At 64.2% G+C, this 19,409-nt stretch carries 19 protein-coding genes; 9 read left to right on the top strand and 10 right to left on the bottom strand.

All coding sequences use genetic code 11. The features are described from left to right. The first annotated feature begins 53 nt into the window (after positions 1–53). Positions 54–2,792, top strand: coding sequence for a DNA gyrase subunit A (gene gyrA / locus EDE08_RS10765; RefSeq protein WP_131868836.1), 2,739 nt, complete (start codon positions 54–56; stop codon positions 2,790–2,792). 90 nt (positions 2,793–2,882) lie between these two features. Here gyrA and EDE08_RS10760 read toward each other — a convergent pair whose 3' ends face one another. The 5 genes from EDE08_RS10760 to EDE08_RS10740 all read right to left on the bottom strand — a co-directional run bounded on the left by EDE08_RS10760 (position 2,883) and on the right by EDE08_RS10740 (position 8,476). Next, a complete protein-coding gene (locus tag EDE08_RS10760; RefSeq protein WP_028180870.1) occupies positions 2,883–3,077 on the bottom strand; it encodes a hypothetical protein in 195 nt (64 codons plus the stop codon). Next, on the bottom strand, positions 3,074–4,237 hold the full coding sequence (locus tag EDE08_RS10755; RefSeq protein ID WP_131868835.1) for a PepSY-associated TM helix domain-containing protein: 1,164 nt from the start codon (positions 4,235–4,237) through the stop codon (positions 3,074–3,076). Before EDE08_RS10755 ends, EDE08_RS10760 begins: the two co-directional genes overlap by 4 nt. Positions 4,238–4,242: 5 nt before the next feature. Further along, positions 4,243–6,534: a TonB-dependent siderophore receptor gene (locus EDE08_RS10750; RefSeq protein ID WP_165935793.1), complete on the bottom strand. Its 2,292-nt coding sequence runs from the start codon at positions 6,532–6,534 to the stop codon at positions 4,243–4,245. Between the two features lie 506 nt (positions 6,535–7,040). Next, complete coding sequence (locus EDE08_RS10745; RefSeq protein WP_131868833.1) at positions 7,041–8,018, bottom strand: phosphotransferase family protein; 978 nt, start codon at positions 8,016–8,018, stop codon at positions 7,041–7,043. Positions 8,019–8,218: 200 nt separating this feature from the next. Beyond that, positions 8,219–8,476, bottom strand: a complete 258-nt coding sequence (locus EDE08_RS10740; RefSeq protein WP_061881756.1) for a hypothetical protein — start codon at positions 8,474–8,476, stop codon at positions 8,219–8,221. Between the two features lie 292 nt (positions 8,477–8,768). On the opposite strand from EDE08_RS10740, the gene coaD reads away from it, so the two are divergent. From coaD to queA, 5 genes are all read left to right on the top strand, one after another. After that, on the top strand, positions 8,769–9,266 hold the full coding sequence (gene coaD / locus EDE08_RS10735; protein WP_131868832.1) for a pantetheine-phosphate adenylyltransferase: 498 nt from the start codon (positions 8,769–8,771) through the stop codon (positions 9,264–9,266). 35 nt (positions 9,267–9,301) lie between these two features. Beyond that, on the top strand, positions 9,302–9,865 hold the full coding sequence (locus EDE08_RS10730; protein WP_028180551.1) for a peptidylprolyl isomerase: 564 nt from the start codon (positions 9,302–9,304) through the stop codon (positions 9,863–9,865). Positions 9,866–9,873: 8 nt separating this feature from the next. After that, a complete protein-coding gene (locus EDE08_RS10725; RefSeq protein WP_131868831.1) occupies positions 9,874–10,299 on the top strand; it encodes a UCP034077 family protein in 426 nt (141 codons plus the stop codon). After that, positions 10,296–10,760 carry a peptidylprolyl isomerase gene (locus tag EDE08_RS10720; protein WP_028180549.1) on the top strand — a complete coding sequence of 155 codons (465 nt, stop codon included), beginning with the start codon at positions 10,296–10,298 and terminating at the stop codon, positions 10,758–10,760. The genes EDE08_RS10725 and EDE08_RS10720 overlap by 4 nt, the downstream gene beginning before the upstream one ends. A 120-nt stretch (positions 10,761–10,880) precedes the next feature. Beyond that, positions 10,881–11,948 (top strand): tRNA preQ1(34) S-adenosylmethionine ribosyltransferase-isomerase QueA, encoded by a 1,068-nt coding sequence (gene queA, locus EDE08_RS10715; protein ID WP_131868830.1) that lies wholly within the window; start codon positions 10,881–10,883, stop codon positions 11,946–11,948. Positions 11,949–12,135: 187 nt separating this feature from the next. Here the strand turns inward: queA and EDE08_RS10710 are convergent, their stop codons facing one another. From EDE08_RS10710 to EDE08_RS10695, 4 genes are all read right to left on the bottom strand, one after another. After that, positions 12,136–13,173 (bottom strand): aspartate-semialdehyde dehydrogenase, encoded by a 1,038-nt coding sequence (locus EDE08_RS10710; RefSeq protein WP_131868829.1) that lies wholly within the window; start codon positions 13,171–13,173, stop codon positions 12,136–12,138. A gap of 231 nt (positions 13,174–13,404) precedes the next feature. Then, complete coding sequence (locus EDE08_RS10705; protein WP_165935794.1) at positions 13,405–14,007, bottom strand: PepSY domain-containing protein; 603 nt, start codon at positions 14,005–14,007, stop codon at positions 13,405–13,407. Positions 14,008–14,256: 249 nt separating this feature from the next. Beyond that, on the bottom strand, positions 14,257–15,003 hold the full coding sequence (locus EDE08_RS10700) for a TetR/AcrR family transcriptional regulator (RefSeq protein ID WP_131868827.1): 747 nt from the start codon (positions 15,001–15,003) through the stop codon (positions 14,257–14,259). 134 nt (positions 15,004–15,137) lie between these two features. Next, positions 15,138–16,322, bottom strand: a complete 1,185-nt coding sequence (locus EDE08_RS10695) for a patatin-like phospholipase family protein (RefSeq protein ID WP_245524760.1) — start codon at positions 16,320–16,322, stop codon at positions 15,138–15,140. Between the two features lie 217 nt (positions 16,323–16,539). On the opposite strand from EDE08_RS10695, the gene tgt reads away from it, so the two are divergent. After that, positions 16,540–17,685: a tRNA guanosine(34) transglycosylase Tgt gene (tgt, locus tag EDE08_RS10690; protein WP_131868825.1), complete on the top strand. Its 1,146-nt coding sequence runs from the start codon at positions 16,540–16,542 to the stop codon at positions 17,683–17,685. 52 nt (positions 17,686–17,737) lie between these two features. On the opposite strand, the gene EDE08_RS10685 is transcribed toward tgt, so the two are convergent. After that, the gene (locus tag EDE08_RS10685; RefSeq protein ID WP_131868824.1) at positions 17,738–17,956 is read right to left on the bottom strand and encodes a hypothetical protein; all 219 of its coding nucleotides are present in this window, start codon (positions 17,954–17,956) and stop codon (positions 17,738–17,740) included. Between the two features lie 217 nt (positions 17,957–18,173). Here EDE08_RS10685 and cysK point away from each other — a divergent pair, with 217 nt between their 5' ends. Beyond that, a complete protein-coding gene (gene cysK / locus EDE08_RS10680; protein WP_131868823.1) occupies positions 18,174–19,151 on the top strand; it encodes a cysteine synthase A in 978 nt (325 codons plus the stop codon). Between the two features lie 3 nt (positions 19,152–19,154). Continuing rightward, positions 19,155–19,394, top strand: coding sequence for a BrnA antitoxin family protein (locus tag EDE08_RS10675; protein WP_035678505.1), 240 nt, complete (start codon positions 19,155–19,157; stop codon positions 19,392–19,394). Positions 19,395–19,409 lie beyond the last annotated feature (15 nt).

The following is a 19,409-nucleotide window of genomic DNA, read 5'->3' as shown; positions in this document are numbered from 1 at the left end:
CCGCCCCCCGATGCGCTATATGATTCCCAGACAATATCTCACCGGATTCCCCCTTGGCTGACGACGATAACAAGCCCGGCGACCAGCCGGCGCAACCCTCGGACATTCGCCCCGTCTCCATCTTCGAGGAGATGAAGAAGTCGTACCTCGACTACGCCATGAGCGTGATTGTGGCGCGCGCGCTGCCCGATGCCCGGGACGGCCTGAAGCCGGTGCACCGCCGCATCCTGTTCTCGATGAACGAGCAGGGGCACACGCCCGACAAGAAGTACGTCAAGTCCGCCCGCGTGGTCGGCGACGTCATCGGTAAGTATCACCCGCACGGCGACCAGTCGATCTACGACGCCATGGTCCGCATGGCGCAGGATTTCTCGATGCGCGTGCCGCTGATCGACGGCCAGGGCAATTTCGGCTCGGTCGACGGTGATCCCGCGGCTGCCTATCGTTACACCGAGGCGCGCCTGACGAAGGCGGCGCTGGCCCTGCTGGCCGACATCGACAAGGACACCGTCGACTTCCAGCCGAACTACGACAACAACGAGACCGAGCCGTCGGTCCTGCCGGCCAAGTTCCCGAACCTGCTCGTCAATGGCGCGGGCGGCATCGCGGTCGGCATGGCGACCAACATCCCGCCGCACAATCTCGGCGAGGTCATCGATGCCTGCGTCGCTCTGATCGACAACCCTGCGCTCACCATTGAAGAACTGATCAACATCGTGCCGGGACCTGACTTCCCGACCGGCGGTGTCATTCTCGGACGTGCGGGCATCCGCGCCGCCTATCACCTCGGCCGCGGCTCGATCGTCATGCGCGGCAAGGTCGCGATCGAGACCATCCGCAAGGAGCGCGAGGCGCTCATCATCACCGAGATTCCGTACCAGGTGAACAAGGCGACGATGGTCGAGCGCATCGCCGAACTGGTGAAGGAAAAGAAGATCGAGGGCATCGGCGACCTGCGCGATGAATCCGACCGCGAAGGCTACCGCGTCGTCGTCGAGTTGAAGCGCGACGCCGTGCCGGATGTGGTGCTGAACCAGCTGTATCGATTCACGCCGCTGCAGACGAGCTTCGGTGTCAACATGGTGGCGCTCGACAGCGGCCGTCCGCGGATCATGCATCTGAAGGACCTGCTGGCGATCTTCGTCGACTTCCGTGAGCGGGTCGTCACGCGGCGCACCAAGTACCTGCTCGCCAAGGCGCGCGATCGGGCGCATATCCTGGTCGGTCTCGCGATCGCAGTCGCCAATATCGACGAGATGATCCGCGTCATCCGGAGCTCGCCCGACCCGACCACCGCCCGCGACACCCTGATGTCGCGCGACTGGCCGGCCCGGGACGTCGAGGACATGCTGACGCTGATCGACGATCCGCGTCACCGCATGAGTGCGGATGGCACGATCCGGCTGTCGATGGAACAAGCGAGAGCTATTCTCGATCTGCGCCTTCAGCGCCTGACCGCACTCGGCCGTGACGAAATCCGCGACGAACTCGACAAGCTCGCCAGCGAGATCGCCGATTATCTCGACATCCTGCGCTCGCGCGAGCGCGTGCTTGATATCATCAAGACCGAACTTGCCGAGGTGAAGGCGGAGTTCGCCACGCCGCGCCGCACCGTGATCATGGAGCAGGAAGGCGAGGTCGAGGACGAGGACCTGATCCAGCGCGAGGACATGGTCGTCACCGTCTCCCACGCCGGCTACGTCAAGCGCGTGCCGCTGTCAGCCTACCGAGCCCAGCGCCGCGGCGGCAAGGGCCGTTCCGGCATGCAGACCCGCGACGAAGATTTCGTCAGCCGCCTGTTCGTGGCCTCCACGCACACGCCGGTGCTGTTCTTCTCCTCGCGCGGCCAGGTCTACAAGGAAAAGGTCTGGCGGCTGCCGATGGCGGCGCCGAACGCGCGCGGCAAGGCGATGATTAACATCCTGCCGCTGGAGCAGGGCGAGCGCATCACCACCATCATGCCGCTGCCGGAGGATGAATCGACCTGGGGCAATCTCGACGTGATGTTCGCCACCACCGGCGGCAACGTCCGCCGCAACAAGCTGTCCGACTTCGTCGACGTCCGCCGCTCCGGCATCATCGCGATGAAGCTCGACGACAACGAGGCGATCGTCGACGTGCAGATCTGCACCGAGCGCGACGACGTGCTGCTGACGGCGGCCGGCGGCCAGTGCATCCGCTTCCCCGTCACCGACGTGCGCGTGTTCACCGGGCGAACCTCGATGGGCGTGCGTGGCATCGCGCTTGCCGAGGGCGACAAGGTGATCTCGCTGGCGATCCTGCGCCACGTCGAAACCACCTCGGACGAGCGCTCGGCGTACCTGAAGATGCGCCGAGCGGTGGCCGGCGAAGCCGTGGCGGAAGAGGTTCCGGCCGATGCCGAGGCCGAGGAGACGTCCGGCAGCTTCCAGCTGCCGCAGGAGCGCTATGTCGAGATGTCGGCGGCCGAGCAGGTCGTGCTGACCGTCTCCGTCAACGGCTACGGCAAGCGGACCTCGTCCTACGAGTACCGCACCACCGGCCGCGGCGGCAAAGGCATCGTCGCCATGAGCGTCAACAACCGCAACGGCAATCTGGTGGCTTCCTTCCCGGTGGAGGATGCCGACCAGATCATGCTGGTCACCGACAAGGGTCAGCTGATCCGCTGCCCGGTCGAAGGCATCCGCATCGCCGGCCGCTCGACCCAGGGCGTGATCGTGTTCGACACCGCCGAGGACGAGCATGTGGTGTCGGTCGAGCACATCACGGAAGAGGCGGAGAGCGGCAATGGCGAGAACGGGAACGGCTCGTAGCTCAAGCAGATCCCGTCAGCTCTCGGTTCCCTGTCGACGGCTGCAATCGATTTGACAGGACCGGCATGGCGCGACGTGCCGGTGTCCGGCCTATGATCGTGGAAGATGCGGCCGGCGCGATGCCTTCCAGCCGAGCACGGCTAGCGGAATTGCCAGTGCTGCCCAGGACAGCGCGTCCCAGCCATCGTCTCCGAACAGCGCTGACGCCAGCCCGACAAGGATGAGCACTCCGAGCAGGAGCGGCCAGCGAAAGATCTCGCCCGTGGTGTGGCGCTTGCGAGTCATGGACGAATTCCGGATGTCGCTGCGGCAGGCGGCCGGTCCTGCGCGCGCGTGGTGATCCGAGGTGATTTGCGCCTGCCGAGCCAGAGATAGACGCCGCTCGCGAGCACGACGATGGCGGCGATGTCGAGAAGCGCCCAGATGATCTTGAGCGGCAGGCCGCCGTAATCCCCGAAATGCAGCGGGCGTGACACCTGCAACGCCCGGAGATACCACGGCAGGCCCTGCGCGGTGACGAGCTGCCCAGTTTCGGCGTCCAGCATCGCGGGCGTGAACAGGCGCGAGGTGATTGGCGTCGATCCCTTGGTCCAGACGATGAAGTGCCGTGGTGTCCCGAACCGCGCGACCGTCGGAAAGATGATGCTGGCCGGCGTATTGCCGTCGATCGCCCGGCGTGCCGTCGCCGCGACGTCATCGACGTCGGCCCATTTTCCAAGCGGCGACTTGCCCAAATGCGGCGCGATCAGTTCCGGCATCACCTCCGCGCGCCAAGCGGAAAACAGCGGTAAGGATATCGTGTTGATGACACCGGTGATGCCGACGGCGAGCAGCCACACCAGCGCCACCCCGCCGATCAAATTATGCAGGTCGAGCCATTTGACCCGCGGAGCGCCCGCACGACGCACAGCGCCGAAGCTGAGCCGACGCATGAAGGGCGCGTACAGCACGATGCCGGAAACGATCGCTACGACGAACAGCAGGCCCATGACGCCGAGAAACAGTTCACCCGGCAACCCCAGGAACATGTCGCGGTGGAATATGCGGATCGCGCTCATCAGGCCGCCCTGCTGCGCGTCCTCACCGATCAGCTCCGCGGTTCTAGAATCGAACGATAGCTTCAGGAAGCGCTGCCCGGGGGGCGCTTCCGGCGTACTCGAGAGGAACACGTTGACGACGTTGGCACGATCATCGTCCCATCCGAGCACTTGAAGGTAACGCTGCGGATAGCGCGCTTTGGCGGCGTCGATCAGCCGGCTTAGCGGAGCTTGCGGAGTATCCGCCGGGAGATTCCGGGCTGAGGCCTCCGACTTGAAGAGGTCGTCGATCTCGTCATGAAAGATCAGAGGCAGCCCGGTGATGCACAACATCAGCAGGAACAGCGTGCAGATCAGGCTGGTCCATTTGTGGACCAGTGACCACCATTTGACTGACTGTGCCGTCATTCCCATCACCACCGGTAGGTCAGCGTCCCCAACACCGTTCGTCCCAGCGCCCAGCGGCAACCACCGGCCGTGCAGAACGAGACATAGGTCTTGTCGAACACGTTGTTGACGTTCAGCGCCGCGCTCAGGCCCATCCACTCCTTGCGCCGCATTCCGAAATCGTAGGAGAGCGCTGCGTCGAATACAGTGCTGGCCGGGATCACATTGGCGGGCACGGAGACGCCGGGAACGATGGTGGGAACGGTAAGGTTGTTCGCATTGGTCGTGTACATCTCGTGAATGTATCGGACGCCGCCGCCGAAGCCAAAGCCGGCAGCCAGGCCGTTTTGCACCACGTAGTTGGCCCACAGCGAGGCCGTGTGCATCGGCGTGAGGGCGAGCCGCTTGCCGAAATCGGCGTCCTGGGGCGCGGTGATCCGGTTGTCGAGATAGGTATATTGCCCACGCAGGCTCAGGCCGGGCAGGGGGCTTCCGACCACCGATCCCTCGAAGCCGCGCGAGCTGACCTCGCCGATCTGTGCGGTGGTGTTGGGCGGAACGCCGGGGCCGGTGATGGTGGTCAGGACATTCCGCTGCTTGAGGTCGTAGATGGCAGCCGTGAACATCAAATTGGTGCCGACCGGCTGGTATTTTACCCCGGCCTCATACTGCTCGCCGGTGGTTGGTTTGCCGGGCTGGCCGTTGACCAGCGTGCCGACGCTGGTCGGTTGGAATGACGTCGAGTAACTGACATAGGGCGCGACGCCGCTATCAAAATTGTAGATCGCGCCGATACGACCGGTCGGTTTCTGATCGTCGTTGAGGACGCGCACGCCGGTATTTTGGGCCAGCGTGTTGCCCTCGGCCCAGTCGTAGCGGATGCCGCCGAGCACGGTCAGCCGCCCGAGCTTCGCCTCGTCCTGAACATAGAGGCCGCGCTGTTGCAGGTGCTGGTCGAGGTTCTGGAACGGCGCGGTCGGAACCAGGATGTTCTGGGTGTAATTCGGTGCCAGAATGTCGAGTGTGTTGGTAGCGGCGAAGCGGGCGAAGTTGTTGAAGTCGAATCGCTGGTAGTCGAAGCCGGCGAGCACGGTGTGCTGCAACGGTCCCATGTTGAATTTGGCCTGGAGCTGGTTGTCGGCGGCAAACGTGTCGAGATTCTCGTTGGTCGAGAAGAAGTTCCGCCTGATGGTACGGCCGTCGACCAACCGAAGCGTGGCACCGGCGCCCGTCGTCGTGAAGGCGCTGGGCTGCACTTCGACATAGTTGAGCTCATTGTGCAGATAGCGCACGTTCTGCCGCACGGTGAAGACGTCGTCGAAGCGGTGCTCGAATTCGTAGCCGGCGGTTGCCTGCTTGTATTTGAGGCTCTCATAGTTGAGGTCGCCGGCGAAGAAATTCCTCGGAATTTGCCCGTAGGTGCCGGGCACCAGCGTGCCCTGGATCGGCAACAGTGCGAAAGCGCCGCCCTTCGGGTCCTGCCGGTAGCTGGTCAGGAAGGTGATCGTCGTGTCGACATTCGGACGCCAGGTCCAGGCTGGCGCAATCGCGAACCTTTGCTCGCCGATATTGTCGACCTGCGTGTTGGCGTTGAGCCCGATCCCGGTGATCCGATAGAGCAGGGTCTTGTCCTTGTCCACGGGGCCGCCAACGTCGAACGCACCCTGAATGCGGTCGAACGAGCCGGTTTGCAGCGAGACCTCGCCGAAGGCATTTTCGGTCGGGCGCTTGCTCACCATGTTGAGGATGCCGCCCGGCGAGGCCGCACCGTACAGGATCGACGCTGGTCCAGTGATGAGTTCCGCGCGTTCGATAAGATAGGGATCGATGCGCGGAAAGCCGAACGGTCCGCCCCGCAGGCGCAAACCGTCCAGATATTGCTCGACGGTGAATCCACGCGCCCTGACCTCCTGGAAGCGAAAGTCGGTATCGTCGCTGAAATAGATGCCGGGTGCGTAGCGCATGAGATCGCGGACGCTCTGTGCGCGCCGCACGTCGATTTCGTCGCGGGTGATGACGGCGATCGATGCCGGCGTCGAGATGATCGGTGAATCCGTCTTGGTCGCGCCGGAGGCTCGCGTCGCGAGGAAGCCTTTGGTCCCGGCATTGACGCGCGCTGCGGTCCCCACCAGTGCGGAAGGCGCGGGCTGCTGCGATGAGCTGCTCTGCTGAGCGGGGCGCCGGCTTGCATTGCCTCGCGCCGTGGCGTCGCGTCGCGGCTGCACCGGACGTTGAGCGCGTTGAACGGGAGCGTCGACCGTCACCGGCGGCAAGGTGGACGGGCCGGCGCTCTGCGCGTTGCCAGGCGTGGCCGCCATCAGCAAGCAGCCGAGTGCGAGTAAGCTCGTGGTGTTCTTGAAAGTGTTACTCGAAAGATGATCCGCACGACCATGCAGGTCGTGTTCAGCGCAGTCCATGTCAGCACCCCATCCGGCGATCGCCGCGCCGGCGGGATGATCATTCTGACCTCACGCGACCTCGCACCCTTGCGCGTGTTAGATGGTCGATATCCGGGGTGTCGAGGTGATCGAATTTTGAATCGCTCGAAACGTCAAAATTGGAAGCATTCTTAGAATTTCTAAAATACCGAAGCTAACCGATCGAAAGGACGTTGGAATTTGTTGCTGCGCATGTCTGGCGACGGAGCCAGACAAGATTCAGTTGCGCTCGAATGTCGCACACTCCCAGGTAGGCCATCACGTCGAACTCCACCAGTCAGCGATCGCAGGCGGAACGTCGGCTTTGCCACGAGGCTGCGTGCGGCGAGACGTCGTCTCGGTCGAGCGCGTCACGGAATCGGCCGGGAGCGCGAATCGCGCCTAGACTAGCGGACACCGCCGTCGCATCTGGCATTCGCCAGCTCATTGGAAAGACGCGTAAGCGCCTCCCGCTTGCCGATCTGCGCCATCCAGCACCATAATTCGAGCGTGCAATACACGCGGTAGAGATCGAGTGTTTCCTGCCAGTCGGGGCGTTCGATTTCGCCATAGCCCGCGAGCAGTCCATCTCGCTTCGGCGCATCCTCGGGCGTGAAATAATATATCGCCTTCGCGATATCCATCAGCGGATCGCCGGACGTCGCATTCTCGAAATCGACAATTCCCGACAGGCGAGGCTCGCCCTGCGACGTGACCAAAATGTTTCCGGCGTGAAAGTCGTAGTGGCACAGGCTGGGGCTGGCTGCCGCGTCGAACAGATGCTTACGACCTGCGAGATCGCGTCGGAGCCGCTCGGCAAGCGCGGGATCTCCCCCAAGCGTGCAAAACTCCTTCAGCTTCTTGTCGAACTGCGCGGACATGTAGGCATGATTGCTCGGATATGCCGTCCAGACGCCGCTCGGGCCGATATAGCCGAAACTGTCGAGGGTCACGTCATTGATCCTGCGCAGAGCCGCGCCCATCTCCGCATAGATGTCGAACAATTGTGAGGCCGTCAGCGCTGCCTCTCGTCGGCCGAGCACCGCACCATCGAGCTTGGTCATGAGAACGTAGTTGTGGTCGATCACCGATCTCGTGTCGTCGGCGAACAGTACGCTGGGAACGACTACGTTGACGTCACGAAGAAGCCCCAGAACGTAGATCTCCTTCGCCATCTTCCACTGCAGCGATGCAGGGTAGGCCTTGAGTACGCAGGCGGGCGAATCCGTCACCGCGATTTCCAGGACGGTACCGATCTCTCCGCCATGCAGTTCGATCACGTCCTGCACCGCCGCATGGGGAATTGCATGACGGACGATCGCTTGCGCCTGATCGACCGAGATTGCCAGCCGTGGCTTCAACTGCAGAGGCGGATCGTTGGACATTCGTGCTGCCTCGTGCAGCGCGGGCGGTCTGCACTATGGCGACTCCTTCACGGACGTACGGGACAAATGCGCCCCCAAAGCAATCGCGCCCAACGGACCATTTCCGAGGGGCGCGAACATCAAACAGTCTGCAAAGGTACGCCGCAAATTGCTACTGGAACGGGCCTGGAAGGGGTTAGCTGACGCGAATCTGACAGGGCCTACGGGGTCCGATCGGCAGTCACGAGGCGCGCCTCGCGGACATTGGTCTTCGTGCCGGCGGTGCGCAGGCAGGAGGCCTCGAAGTTCGGCCAGGCCTGCTGCGAGCAGTCCTTTCCGATGGTGCGGATGTCGAGCCGGTCGCTCTTGGCCAGCGGCTGCGGCACGCTGGCTTCGACGGTGGGGGCAAAGCCGGGCAGGAGGGTGAGCGCTCCGGCAACACATGCAGAGAGTGCGATCGCTGAAAGGGTCTTGATCATTGACGGTCCCCTGTGATGCGGCCGCTCACGCCCGGTGTGCGGCCCGTCATTCGTTGACCGGATTAGTAACCATGGCCAGTTTCCGGACGTCTTCGCCGATGCGGGAAATGGTTTCGTTCTCGCTCCGTTTTGTTTCGTGGCTGCCCCGGGGACGAAACAAACCAGCCATTGCCGACACGTCCAGCGAGACATTCCCGGGCGACGTGCCAGGAAGCGGGCAAGAAACGGGCAAGAAACGGGCAAGGAACCTGCCCGGCTTGCCGGGCCGGGCCGGGCGCGGTAGGAGGGAGCCATGCCGCGCATTGCCTTCTATCCCGGTTCCTTCGATCCCATCACCAACGGCCACCTGGACGTGGTCCGGCACAGCGCTTCGCTGTGCGACAGGCTCGTGGTCGCGATCGGGGTGCACCCGGGCAAGAAGCCGCTGTTCTCGACCGAGGAGCGGTTGAAGATGCTCCATGACGTCTGCGGGCCCGTGGCAGCCCAGGCTGGCTGCGTGCTCGAGGCTGTGACCTTCGACGATCTGTCGGTTACCTCGGCGCGCAAGCACGGCGCCACGATCATGATCCGGGGCCTGCGCGACGGCACCGACCTCGACTACGAGATGCAGCTCGCCGGCATGAACGAGGCGATGGCGCCCGAGGTGCATACGGTCTTCCTGCCGGCCTCTCCCATGGTCCGCCCGATCACCGCCACTTTGGTGCGCCAGATCGCCGGCATGGGCGGGGATGTCTCGGCCTTCGTCCCGCCGCAGGTCGCGGTACAGCTCAAGGCCAAATTCGCCGGATAACGGCCCGCTTCCTTCTCATCCTGACCGGAGTTGTCATGATCCGAATTCTCGCAGTTCTTGCCGCGCTCCTGTTCGCGGTGCCGGCGGTGGCGCAGCAATTGCCGGCGAACCTCGACAAGGCCAACGCCATCGTCATCGACAGCACCAAGGGCCGCATCGTCATCAAGCTCAGGACCGACATCGCGCCGCAGCATGCCGAGCGCATCAAGCAGCTCGCGCGGGAGGGTTTCTACAACAACGTGCCGTTTCATCGCGTGATGGACGGCTTCATGGCGCAGACGGGCGACGGCCAGAATTTCAACGGCACCGGCGGCTCGAAATATCCGAACCTGAAGCAGGAATTCTCCAAGGTGCATTTCGCCCGCGGCATCGTTGGCATGGCCCGGCGCGGCGACAGTGTCGACAGCGCCAACTCGCAGTTCTTCATCATGTTCGCCGATGGCGGCAGCCTCGACGGCCAGTACACCGTGATCGGTGAGGTCGTGCAGGGCATGGACGTCGTCGACAAGCTGAAGAAGGCGCCCCCGGGCTCGCCAGGCGGCTCCGTCACCGATCCCGACAAGATGGTGAAGGTTCAGGTCGCCTCCGACATCAAATAGGAGCGACCATGGCGCGCCGCGGTGGCAAGCTGCTGCTGGTTGCCGCGATGCTGCTGCTCGAAGTCTCCAGCACGGCCGCGGAGGACGCGCAGGTCAACACCATCCAGGACATTTTCCGGCACTTGCTTACCTGCTGGAGACCGCCATCGCCGGCCAAGGCTCGCCCACTCGACATCACCGTCGTGGTGAGCTTTAACCGGGCCGGAAACATCCTGGGCCATCCGAGGATTACCTATGAATCCGCGGAGGCCTCCGACAATGACCGGCTGCAATACCGGATCGCGGTGATGGAGGCGTTGCAACGCTGCACGCCGATGCCATTTACCGATGCAATGGCCGGCGCCGCCGCGGGACGTCCGTTCGCGATCCAGTTCCGCAACCGCAAAACGTCACCTGACAAGACTTCACCCCCAACACAAGAGAGACGAGCATGAGCGTCACCGAAAACACCCTGATCCTCGAGACCACGCAGGGCCCCGTCACCATCGAGATGCGGCCAGATCTCGCGCCCGGCCACGTCGCGCGCATCAAGGAGCTCGTGCGCGAGGGCTTCTATGACGGCATCGTGTTCCACCGCGTGATCGAGGGCTTCATGGCGCAGACCGGCTGTCCGCACGGCACCGGCACCGGCGGCTCCGGCAAGAAGCTGAAGGCCGAGTTCAACAAGGAGCCGCATGTGCGCGGCACCGCCTCGATGGCCCGCGCCGCCAACCCCGATTCCGGCGACAGCCAGTTCTTCATCTGCTTCGACGACGCCCGCTTCCTCGACAACCAGTACACGGTGTGGGGCAAGGTCACCGAGGGCATGGAGAACGTCGACAAGATCAAGCGCGGCGAGCCGGTGATGAATCCGGACAAGATCGTCAAGGCGCGGATGGCCGCCGACAAGGAATGACCGCGTAGCGGTCATTCCGGGGCGCGCGTTAGCGCGAACCCGGAATCTCGAGATTCCGGGTTCGATGCTGCGCATCGCCCCGGAATGACGCGAGCCAAGACCTAAGGCGCGACGGCGCTCATGCGCACCGACCTCTTCGACTTCGACCTGCCGCCCGAGCGCATCGCGTTGCGTCCGGCGAGCCCGCGCGACTCCGCGAAAATGCTGGTGGTCGAGAATGGCGCGCTGCGCGACCAGATCATTTCAGACCTGCCGCAATGGCTGAAGCCGGGCGACCAACTCGTCGTCAACGACACCAAGGTGATCGCGGCGCAGCTGAAGGGCCGCCGCATCGGCCGCGAGACCGAGCCGAAGATCGAGGCGACCCTGATCAAGCGGCTCGACGGCTCGCGCTGGCAGGCGCTGGTGAAGCCGGCGAAGAAGCTCGCAGCCGGCGATCGCATCCGTTTCGGTAACGAGGGCAAGGTGTGCCTGCTCGGCCATCTCGATGCCGAGGTCGAGGCCAAGGGCGGCGAGGGCGAGGTGACGCTGTCATTCTCGTTTCATGGCCCGGCGCTCGACCAGGCGATCGCCGATCTCGGCAGCCCGCCGCTGCCGCCCTACATCGCCTCCAAGCGCACGCCTGACGACCAGGATCTTGCCGACTATCAGACCATGTTCGCGGAGAACGAAGGCGCGGTCGCTGCGCCCACCGCCGGGCTGCATTTCACCCCGGCGCTGGAGCAGGCGCTGCGCGCGCGCAGCGTCGGTCTCAACCGCGTCACGCTGCATGTCGGCGCAGGGACGTTCCTGCCGGTGAAGGTGGATGACACCGAAGCCCACAAGATGCACGCCGAGTGGGGCACCATCTCGGCCGAGACTGCCGAGCGGCTCAACGCGGCGCGAAAGAACGGCGGCCGCATCATCGCCGTCGGCACCACGTCATTGCGCCTGCTCGAAAGCGCCGCGAGCGAGGACGGCACGATCCAGCCCTTCGCGGCAGAGACGTCGATCTTCGTCACGCCCGGCTATCGCTTCCGCGCCGTCGATGTCCTGATGACGAATTTCCATCTGCCGAAGTCGACGCTGTTCATGCTGGTGTCGGCCTTCGCGGGGCTCGCGACGATGAAGCAGGCCTATGCGCACGCGATCGCGAGCGGATACCGGTTCTATTCGTACGGCGATGCATGCCTGTTGTTTCGGGCGTAGAGCAAATCTATCACCGTCACCCTGAGGTGCTCGCCTCCTCGGCGAGCCTCGAAGGGCGACGGCCCCACTGCGACACCTCGGCCGTGCATCCTTCGAGGCTCCCCGTGCAGCGCCTTGCGCTGCACGGCTCGCACCTCCAGCGACAAATGGCTTCGCCATTGCGCGGGGATGACGGATAGAGAATGTGCTACGCCATCACCCGCTGCGGCAGCAGCTCCGCGATCTGCACCGCATTCAGCGCCGCGCCCTTGAGCAGCTGGTCGGCCGCCACGAACATCGAGATCGAATGCCCGCTAGCGTCGCTGAGGTCCTTGCGGATGCGGCCGACCAGGACGTCGTCCTGGCCCGAGGCGTCGATCGGCATCGGGAAGTAGTTCCTGGCGCGATCGTCGACGACCTTCACGCCGGGCGCCTGCGCCATGATGGCGCGGACCTGGTCTTCGGTGATCGGCTTCTCGCATTCGAAGGTGATGGCCTCGCAATGGGCGCGCAGCACCGGCACGCGGACGCAGGTGACGCCGACCGCGATGGTGTCGTCCTCGAAGATCTTGCGGGTTTCCTTGATGACCTTGGTCTCTTCGTCGTTGTAGCCGGTGTCGGGATCGACGGCGGTGTTGTGGTTGAAGAGATTGAAGGCGTAGGGGTGCGGCATCACCCTGGGCGTATAGACCTGCCCGTTGAGGTTGGCGCGGGTGGATTCGACGAGCTCTTCCATCGCGGCGGCACCTGCGCCGGAGGCTGCCTGGTAGGTCGAGATGATGACGCGCTTGATGCGGTTCTGCCGGTGGATCGGCCACAGCGGCACCAGCGCGGTGATCGCGGCGCAGTTGGGGTTGGCGATGATACCCTTGTGGTCGCGGATGCGGCTGGCGTTGATCTCGGGGATCACCAGCGGCACGTTCGGGTCCATGCGAAAGGCGGAGGAGTTGTCGACCACCACCGCGCCGGCCTTGACCGCGATCGGCGCGAACTTCCTGGAGATGCTGCCGCCGGCGGAGAACAGGGCGATGTCGACGCCCTCGAAAGACTGCTCGGTCAGCTCCTCGATGACGACGTTCTGGCTACGGAACGACACCGTCTTGCCGGCCGAGCGGGCACTGGCGAGCGCCTTGAGCCTGCTGACGCGAAAGCCGCGCTTGTCCATGGTGGCGATGGATTCGGCGCCCACCGCGCCGGTGACGCCGACAATCGCGACGACGGGATCGTTACTCACTTTGTCCTCCATTGCTTTTGAAATCCAGACAACAAAAAAGCCCCGGACCATCGAGGGCGGGGCTTGCCGTAGAGCTGATGCGTTTTCGTCGACGACTACGCGCGCACGCCTCCCCGGGCCCCTGAGGCCGTGGTGGTTTTGGTCGTGCGTTTGGTGGTCGTGAACATGGCGGCGACTTATGCGGGAGAGTCTTGCGGCCGTCAATGGCTTTTCGCCCCGGTTGGGACCGGGGGAAATTCGTCGCTATCGGGCCCGGGCGCCCGGCGGCTCCAGGATGACCTCCTTGAGGTCGTCGCCGCTGATCACCACGATCGCAAAATTGAGCCGGCCGCGTTCGCGCACGAGGCCGCCGCTGATGGCCTTGCCCGAGGCTGCGCGCTCGGCGACGCGCACGGCATCGGCAAGACGGTGCCTGATCGCACCGAGCGCTGCGAGGTTGCTGCGGTCCTCGTTGTCGAGTTCGCTGAGGGGCAGGGCGGCCTCGCCGCCGACGAACTCGCCGGTCGCGGCATTGATGGTGTGGCGCCAAATCCGGTCGTTATGCAGGGTCTTGACCCGGTAGACAGGGACGCCTGAAGCGCCGTCGAAACTCACGTCGGCGGTGGTGGCGCCGGCATGGCGGGCTTCCGCGATCGCCATGGCCTGGCTGATCGTGATCGACGAGCTGCGGAAGCGTTCGATCTCGCGGGTGACTGCCTGGCGGTCTGCTTCGGCATCACCATCTGTGTCGTTGTGGAGCGCGGTCGGCGTGTCCGCGGTCACGATCGCCTGCGACGGAGCGGCGAGGAGCAGCGCGGGCAAGGCGATCGCAAGCAGTTGCAAGGTCCGTCGTCTGGCTGTCGTCATGCTCGAAACCTTCGGCCTGCGAGTGTGCCGGATGAACGTAAAGAATTCGCGGCCGGCCTTGGGCAAGGCCGGCCGCGGAACGCCGCGGCGGGCTGTACCTGCCGTGACGATCGAAGCGGTCCGGACCTCTTCGGGGCTGGTGAAAAGCGGCCCGTACCAGCTTATAACTAAACCATACCGTATCGTTTTGTTTCGGTCAATGCCGTTGCGACGGCCCCTTGGGGGAAAGAGCGTCAGTTCACGGAATCGTCAGCGGGAGGAGCGGCGGCGTGCCGGACCCTTTGCGGCGTCCCGGACCCGGTCGGCAGGACCCAGGGCACCGGCAAGGAACAGTCTGATCGCAATGCGCATGCGCTTTTCGGCCGATTTCGGCTCGAGCGCCGTTCCGAACGTTGCCATGCGGTGGGTGTGTCCGACGACAACGTCGAGGAACACCTCGGCTGCGATGGTCGTGTCTTCGACATCGAGCGCCCCTTGCGCCACCAGATGATCGAAGAAGCGCGCGGTGGTGGCGACGGCCTTGAGCCAGCCTTCCTCCTTGCCGAGCTTGGCGACGTCAGGGAAGTTGATGGCCTGCGACGTCATCATGCGGCTGAAGGCGACGGCATCGGGACCGCAGGTGAATGAGAGCATCTCGCGCCCGATCTCGACCAGCCGCTGCTCGACCGAGATGTCGGCGGCGCTGCTCAGCTGGGTCTCTGCCGCGGCCGACAGCGGCGCGAGCCAGCGGGCGATCTCCCGCCTCAGTACGGCCGCGAACAGCCCGCGCTTGTCGCCATAGCGCGAATAGACCGTGGGCTTGCTCACCCGGGCCGCTTCCGCGACCGCGTCGAGCGAGGTCGCATCGAAGCCGCGGTCCAGGAACAGGCGCGTGGCGACCTCGATCAGCCGCTGGTCGCGCTCGATCGCAGCGGTCTTCGTCGGCCGGCCGCCGCGGGATTTCGGGATCTCGCGCCGCGGTGCTGCCGGTTTTGTCCTGGTCGCAGTCAATCCCATGCCCAATGATTCCTGCGCGTTTCTGACAGTCGTCGTTGCTCTATAACGCGCAGCAGCCGGGGCGTCATCGCGAATCTGGCCGAATTGGCCGTATCGTCAACGGTCTCGACACGGCCTCGTTCCGTCACGCGGATTCACGGAAGCGTCGAGGTCCAAGCCTGGCCGGATGCAGCCTTCTCGTATCCGTACTGATACAGCGCCCGCATATAGGTCGTATCGAACCCCTCGGACGGCGGGGCGGGGTAGTCGCGCGCGATGTAGGAGAGATGGAAGCCCAGTCGGTTGCGCTTGGCGAAATCGTACGTCGAGAAGATGATCGAGCGCGTCTGCGATTGGGTGATTGCCGACAGGCTGCGTGAGGCAACGTCGATGGTGCCGTTGGAGACGAGCTCGAAGTTGCGCTCGATCTTCTTGTTGACGAGGATGTAGATGTCCATCCTCGCGCTGCCGGGCATGCGGCCGCTCTGGAACAGCAGGGCTTCCGGCAATGTCAGCACCGGGGCCGTCACGCCGCCGTCGACATGCATCTCCTGAAACTTGCGGCCCTGGCCTTCGGCATCGATCATGATCGGCGGAAACACCAGGGGAATGCTGGCCGAGGCCGCCATCACGTCGCGAAACAGCTTCAGGGCCTCGGGCGTTCCGACCGCGGCGATCTTGCCCATGTCCCAGATTGCAGTGCGCTGGGTGTCGAGGTCGGTCGTCACCACCAGCAGCTTCCGACCCTTCGCATTCTCGCGCGCGACCTGCGCCATGATCTCCGGACCGACATAGCGCGCGACCAGCTCGCGCAGCCGCGTATTGCCGAAGAGGCCGGATCCGAACAGCACGCGCATGATGCTGGGATCGTTCAGGAGGCTCTCCGCGATGCCGCTGGTGTAGACCTCCTTCAGCGTGTCGTCATATTGCGGGCCGAGGAACGCAAACGGCGCGATCAGGCCGCCGGTACTGACGCCCGAGACGACGGTGAAGGTCGGGCGGGTTCTGGCCGCGGTCCAGCCGTTGAGCACGCCGACGCCATAGGCGCCGTCAGCACCGCCGCCGGACAGCGCCAGATAGGATCTCGTCGCGGTGCTGTTGCTCTTCTCGAAGCTGAATTTCGTGACGGGATCGTCGGCGTAGCGCCGGAGGCCGTCGATATCGAGCACGCGCGACGTGCTGGCTTCAGCGGCCGTATAGGGCGTGCGGGGCAGGGAGGTGCAGGCGCCGAGCGCCAGGCTGCACACCAGGACCAGCGATGCGGTCAGGCGGACGATAGTCTGCCTGATCCGGTCGCACGAGGAGACGGATGCGTCGGTCGAATATGAAGGGGTGGGCATTGTCGGTGGCCGGCGATCACGCATGTACGACCGCCGGCAAATTCGCCGCGGCATCCCGTCCAGTCCCCACGATAAAACTACACGGTATCGTTTTGTTTGGCAAGGGCGAAGGGCGCTGACCCCTTGGGCGAATTGCTGTCCCGGTCTGGAGCACAAATCGGCGGGAGCCCGGTCTGGCGGGTTGATCGGCCAGCCCCGACACGCAATAAGCACCGCCATGAATCCGCACAATGATCTCCCCAATCACTTTGAAGTGCTCGCCGCCGATGGGGCCGCGCGCACCGGGCGGCTGACCACGCCGCATGGCGTTGTGCGGACGCCGGCCTTCATGCCGGTCGGCACCGCCGGTGCCATGAAGGGGATGCATTGGCGCGAGGTGCGCGATGCCGGCGCCGACATCGTGCTGGGCAACACCTACCACCTGATGCTGCGTCCGAGCGCGGAGCGGATCGCCGCCCTCGGTGGATTGCAGCGGTTCACCGGCTGGAACGGACCGATGCTGACGGATTCCGGCGGCTTCCAGGTGATGTCGCTGGCGGATTTGCGCAAGGTCAGCGAGAACGCCGTCACCTTCCGCTCGCATATCGACGGTGCCAAGGTCGAGCTGTCGCCGGAGCGCTCGATCGAGGTGCAGCGTTTGCTCGGCTCCGACATCGCCATGCAGATGGACGAATGCGTGCGGCTTCCGGCCGAGCGCGCCGACATCGAGCGCGCGATGCAATTGTCGCTGCGCTGGGCCGAGCGAAGCAAGCGCGCCTTCGAGAACGCCCCCGACGGCTACATGCTGTTCGGTATCGTGCAGGGCGGCGACATCCCCCAACTGCGTCATGCGAGCGCCGAAGGCCTCGTTGCGATCGGCTTCCATGGCTATGCGATCGGCGGCCTTGCGGTTGGCGAGCCGCAGGCAGTGATGCTGGCGATGATCGACGAGACCGCACCATTGCTGCCGAGAGAGCGCCCGCGCTACCTGATGGGCGTCGGTACGCCCGACGACATCCTCGAAGCCGTGAAGCGCGGCATCGACATGTTCGATTGCGTGATGCCGACGCGCAATGGCCGGCATGGCGTCGCCTTCACGCGCTTCGGCCAGGTGAATCTGCGCAATGCGCGCCACGCCGATGATCCGCGTCCGCTCGACGAAGAGAGCTCATGGCCTGCGGCGCGCAACTACGCGCGTGCCTATCTGCATCATCTCGTCAAGGCGGGCGAGACGTTGGGCGCGATGCTGCTGTCCGAGATCAATATCGCTTATTACCAGTTCCTGATGCAGGGCATCAGAGGTGCGATCGCGCAGGGACAATTCGACGAGTTCTATCAGCGCACACGCGAGGACTGGGCGAGGGGCGACATCGCACCGCGCTAGATCAGTTGCAAGTCAAGATCAGTTGCAAGTCAAGATCAGTTGCAAGCCAAGATCAGTTGCAAGTGAAGCGTTGCTTCAGGGCGTGCTTGGTCACGAAGCCATAGCCGCAATTATCGCAGGTCCAGAGATAGCTGATCATGTGGTCCGAGACGTAGGCGGAAGCTTCGGCGGCGACCATGGAGTCGGCGCAGACAGGACAGGTCGGCAGCTCGCTGCAACGCGGATCACGCCTTAGCGTTACGGTCGACATCACTTCAGCAACCGCTGACATCGTGGTGACCTCCCTGCTTTGAGACCCAAGTCTAACATAAGCAGAATCAGTTGACGAGGTCGCAACACAAATGCGTAGGTTTTCTGATTTTACCGCTCACGTGATTTTGCGATGCAGCGTATTTAACATGTGCCGCATTGTCGCTTGCGTGTCGCCGCAAGCTGTCTGTAACTGCGCAATGGCCGCGATGGCAGATCGTTGCCACAGGGAGTTCATCATGGACGCATCTTCCGTTACGGGTGCAACGCACCAAGCCGGCCGCGGCCGGATCTATGACTCGATCGTCGACGCCTTCGGCAACACGCCCATCGTGCGCTTGCGCCGGCTGCCCGGCATGCACGGCGTAAACGCGACCATTTTGGCAAAACTTGAATATTTCAATCCTGCAGCAAGCGTGAAGGACCGCATCGGCGCGGCCATGATCATCGCGATGGAGAAGGCGGGCATCGTCAAGCCCGACACCGTGCTGATCGAGCCGACCTCCGGCAATACCGGTATTGCGCTCGCCTTCGTCGCGGCCTCGCGCGGCTACCGGCTCAAGCTGGTGATGCCGGAGTCGATGTCGATCGAGCGGCGCAAGATGCTGGCTTTTCTCGGCGCCGAACTGGTGCTGACGCCGGCGGCGCAAGGCATGAAGGGCGCGATCGCCGCCGCCGAGGAACTGGTGAAGACGACGCCGAACTCGGTGATGCCGCAGCAGTTCAAGAACCTCGCCAATCCAGAGGTGCACCGCCGCACCACCGCGGAGGAAATCTGGAACGACACCGGGGGCAACATCGATTTCTTCGTGGCCGGCGTCGGCACCGGCGGAACGATCACCGGCGTCGGCCAGGTGCTCAAGCCACGCAAGGCCTCGCTGCGGGTCGTTGCGGTCGAACCGGAGGAAAGCCCGGTGCTGTCCGGCGGACAGCACACGCCGCACAAGATCCAGGGGATCGGCGCAGGCTTTGTTCCTGACATCCTCGACCGTTCCGTGATCGACGAGATCGTGAAGATCAACTCGACGACCGCGATCGAGACCTCGCGCGCGCTGGCCCGGCATGAAGGCATCCCGGGCGGCATCTCCTCGGGCGCGGCGATCGCGGCCGCGCTGCAGATCGGCAAGCGGCCGGAAGCGGCGGGAAAAACCATCCTGGCGATCGTGCCGTCTTTCTCCGAGCGCTATCTCTCGACGGCGCTGTTCGAAGGAATCTAGCAGATGGCGGATCAACCGAGACGACCGCGCACGCTTGGCGATGCCAGGACGGAAGCGGAGGCGGCATTCAAGAAGGTGACCGCCAAGGTCGCCGCGGCGCCGCCGAAACAAAGCGCCGTTCCCGGCATCAAGGAGCAGGTCACCCTGCGCATCGACCAGGATGTGCTGGAGTTCTTTCAGGAGGGCGGTCCCGGCTGGCAGGACCGCATCAACGAGGCGCTGCGGAAAGCTGCGGGGAAGTAGGCACCAACTCGACGC

The organism is Bradyrhizobium sp. R2.2-H (assembly GCF_004346455.1).
In the GTDB taxonomy this organism is placed as follows: Bacteria; Pseudomonadota; Alphaproteobacteria; order Rhizobiales; family Xanthobacteraceae; genus Bradyrhizobium; species Bradyrhizobium diversitatis.
The sequence above is the reverse complement of the archived record's forward strand: the minus strand, read 5'-3'. Positions and strand labels throughout refer to the sequence as shown.